At 67.1% G+C, this 858-nt stretch carries 1 protein-coding gene; it reads right to left on the bottom strand.

Translation table 11 applies throughout. The annotated features are described in order from the left end of the window. Positions 1–11 precede the first annotated feature (11 nt). Positions 12–811 (bottom strand): IS5 family transposase gene (locus SSP24_RS42525; protein ID WP_167529883.1). Its coding sequence is split into 2 segments (ribosomal slippage): positions 12–463 and positions 463–811, totalling 801 coding nucleotides; the frame shifts between segments, so codons are not numbered across the junction. Between the last annotated feature and the right edge of the window lie 47 nt (positions 812–858).

The raw sequence follows: 858 nt of genomic DNA on the forward strand, positions 1-858 counted from the left end.
AAGACGTCATCTCATTTGGTGAGTCGGCGGTAGCAGATGAGGGTGCAGGCGATGCTGGTGAAGGCCAGGAAGTGCTCGGCTTTGCGCTCGTAGCGGCGGTGCAGTCTGCGGCATCCGGCGAGCCAGGACATCGTGCGTTCTATGGTCCAGCGGTGGCGGCCCAGGCGGGTCGAGGACTCGATGCCCTTGCGGGCGATGCGGTGCCTGATGCCTCGCCTGCGTAACCATCGCCGCAGGTGGTCGTAGTCGTACCCCTTGTCGGCGTGGAGCTTTCCCGGTCTGCGCCGCCGGCGTCCGCGCCGGGAGCGGATCGGCGGTATCCCCTTCACCAGCGGGATCAGCGCCTGACTGTCGTGCAGGTTCGCTCCCGAGATTCCGACGGACAGGGGCAGACCGGTCCGCTCGGTGATCAGGTGGACCTTCGAGCCGTACTTGCCCCGGTCGACAGGATTCGGGCCTGTCAGCTCCCCCTTTTCAGGGCCCGCATGTTCACCGAGTCGATCGCGCAGCGGGACCAGTCCAGCTCGCCGCGGGCGCCGAGCTCGTCGAGGACCAGACGGTGGAGTTTTGCCCACACTCGAGCCTTCGACCACTCGGCAAAGCGCCGGTGAGCCGTCGCTCCCGACGGCCCGAACGACGCGGACGGCAACTGCTGCCACGTGCAGCCCGACGTGGCCACGAAGACGATTGCGGCCAGCACCTCCCGGTCACCATGCCGGCGCCGGCCGCCGCCCTGAGGCCGCGACGGAGCCTCCGGGACCACCCGCTGGAACAGCTCCCACAACTCATCCGGCACCAGCCGCTCAACGATCGAAACCACGACCAACAGGCTACCGATCCAAATGAGATGACGTCTAA

It is taken from the genome of Streptomyces spinoverrucosus (assembly GCF_006539505.1).
In the GTDB taxonomy this organism is placed as follows: domain Bacteria; phylum Actinomycetota; class Actinomycetes; order Streptomycetales; family Streptomycetaceae; genus Streptomyces; species Streptomyces spinoverrucosus.